We start from the raw sequence: 2,819 nt of genomic DNA on the forward strand, positions 1-2,819 counted from the left end.
TACCTACACCGTGGAAATGGAAGAGCCCGAAGAGCAGGTTGAAAAGAAAGAAAAACCTGTTCTCGGTTATGTAGCGATAGCATTAATAATACTTGCTCTGCTTATACTGATTTTCTAACGTTAGATTAAAGGGAGGAAAAAATGGCTATGGACAAGCTTAATCAGATAGCTGAAAAGTTAAACTCCAAAATCGGAATTGGTATAGGAGTAGGTTTTGTAGCACTTGCTCTTCTTATAGGGGGTGGTGGGAAGAAAGAAGAACCTCAAAAACCCAAATCCGAAGTAAAAGTTGAAAAGAAACAGAAAGAGGTTCAGAAGAAAAAGGAAAGTGAACTTCCACCGATTCCTGCAACCAAGCCAAAACCTGCGTCTAATAACAGTAGTGTAAAACTTCCACCTGTATCACAGAATGAAACGGAAACGAATAAGAAAGAAAGCGAGACGACACTTCCACCGATCCCTGCAACTACTTCTGCAACTAATTCAGAGGTAGAACCTATTAAATCTGCTGTGGTTAAAAAAGAAAAGGAACAGAAAACTTCTACCACTACCGGTAAAAATGGTCAAGAATCTGGCAAAAAAGAGTCAAAGCCTGTAAAGAAGCAGGTAGAATCTAAAAAAGAACATAGTAAGCAGAAAGCCGTAAAAGAGAAAAAAGTATCTGTCAAGAAGCATACTGTTAAAAAACATACACACAAAGTCAAGCACAAGAAAGTGGCACACAAGGTTCACAAAAGAACCGTCAAACCTGTTAAGAAGACTTCTACCTGTGAATGTATAACCGGTATAGCCACAAAAGAGGATTTCCTAAAGAAAATAATCTACACTAACCACAACAGGGGAATTGTCTGCTATGGATATTCAGATTGCAGGCTTGTATTAAACCTGAAAGAGTACAAGCCTGAAGACGTGATAGGTAAAAGGTTTAAGGTTGAAAAGGTTACTTTAGACGGTGCAGTTATAAAAGACCTGCAAACTGGAAAGGTATATACTATAAGGGATTATGAAATTCTCGGAGGCCAGAAGTGGGCGTATTAGAAAGGCTTTTCTGCACTTTAAGGGGAGATAAGCCTTTAGTTATAAGAAAGATCAACCCTTTTTCGGTTGAGATACCTTCGGGGTTCAAGGAGTTATACGGCTACAAGGTTTTATCGGGAACGGAAAGAGTTCTAACACTTGGAGAGGATACGATAGAGAAGATAAGTGCGTTCAAGGGAACGGAGCCCAATAGATATCTCTATTTCGTAATAGCAAGGGATAGAGAGCCGAAAACCGGCCTTTTCAAGACTGATATTTACATGTTCGGCCACGAGCCGGCCTTTCTTGATCTAACTGCAAAAACTCTTGGAGAGAAAAAGTTTCAGAAGTTAAAGGGATACGAAATAGCAAACATACTAACCAACCTTGCGTTTGTGAAAAACAGGCTTTCTATTACTCCACAGAGAAAAATAATTGAAATGAACAACTATTTCTCCGAAAAGGACTTAGGGCCAACACAGGAAAAGTCCTACAACATAATGAAAGAGCTTGACTGGGAAAACATAAAGGTTTACTGGGGAGGAGAGTACAAAGGAACGCAGGTTGATTGGGATACCGTGTTGAGCCTGCCGTGGACTGGAGTGCTCTACATTACCATAGATGTAAACGACCAGAGTTTTTCAATTAAGAAAAAAAGAGAAAAAAGCATTCAGGACGTTAAAACCTTTGCCGAAATGCAGGAAAACATTGAAAAAGGGACGAAAGATTATGTCGGTATAAGCATAGCTTTCTACACAAGAGATGAAGATGTTGAAGACTACATAATAAACCTGTTCTACGCATTAGGTTTCGTGCCTCTAAAGAAAAACTACGGAATTGAAATGCTTGTAAGAGGAACGCCTCTGCTTTACAAGGACTTTGATTTCTTCTTCCAGACGACTCCGCTTCTGGCTGAACAGTACGGAATCTACCAGTTTACCAAGAACGTTATGCCGAAAGAGGTCGGCATATACGGAATGGACAGGTTTGGTTCTTACGTGGCATACAATATCTTTGAAGAAAACGAAAACGCCCACTGTGTAATAGTTGCCCCACCCGGTTCCGGTAAATCGGTAGGAATTCAAAAAATGGTAACTACTATACTTAAGGTAGATATTGAGAAGCTCATCAACGGTGAGGCACAGGACATAGAGAACGTAAGAATCAGGCACATAGACAAGGGCTTTTCCGCCGAGCTTTTCTACAAGCTGTTAAAACTCCGTGGATTTAAAGTTGACATAATGTCTCCGAGGCCGTCTGAAATAGCGTTTAATCCGTGTGAGATTGAAAGTGAAGAGGACTACGAATTTTCGGAACAGATAATAAACCTGTGTCTTGAGGCCATAAAGCAGGAACCCTTAAAAGGATTTGAAAGCTCATTCTACAAGAGAGCACTCAAGATAGCTAAAGAGAGCGATATAAGAAAAACCTACTACTCTAAAACGATAAGCTCACTTAACAAGATTGAACCTTTGAAAGACGTGGTTCAGGAACTATACAAGAGGGGATACACGGATAGAGATATAATAGGTGAAATAAAAGAACCCGAATTTTCGTTCCTCTTACAGCCTGTTCTTTCGGATGTGTACAGGGTGTTGAACGACTGGGACGTTTCAGGACTGACAAAGAAAGAAAGGGAAGAACTTGACAGCCTGATAGCGAAGATAAACGCTCTCTTGCAGGAACCTATGCTGAACATACCAGCCAAGATTTCGTTTAAAAACACGCAGATATTCTACATGGATTACGAGTTCTTAAGGGAGAGTAAGTTCTTTGCTCCCATAATGCTTACGATTCTGAAA

At 40.2% G+C, this 2,819-nt stretch carries 2 protein-coding genes; both read left to right on the top strand.

The window, feature by feature from the left end:
* Window positions 1-141: 141 nt before the first annotated feature.
* Window positions 142-1,038 carry a hypothetical protein gene (locus MV676_RS07420; RefSeq protein WP_297446367.1) on the top strand — a complete coding sequence of 299 codons (897 nt, stop codon included), beginning with the start codon at window positions 142-144 and terminating at the stop codon, window positions 1,036-1,038.
* The coding region (locus tag MV676_RS07425; protein ID WP_297446369.1) for a hypothetical protein at window positions 1,026-2,819 on the top strand (1,794 nt) is incomplete at its 3' end. The genes MV676_RS07420 and MV676_RS07425, both read left to right, overlap by 13 nt.

Source organism: Desulfurobacterium sp., assembly GCF_027028515.1.
GTDB lineage: Bacteria > Aquificota > Aquificia > Desulfurobacteriales > Desulfurobacteriaceae > Desulfurobacterium_A.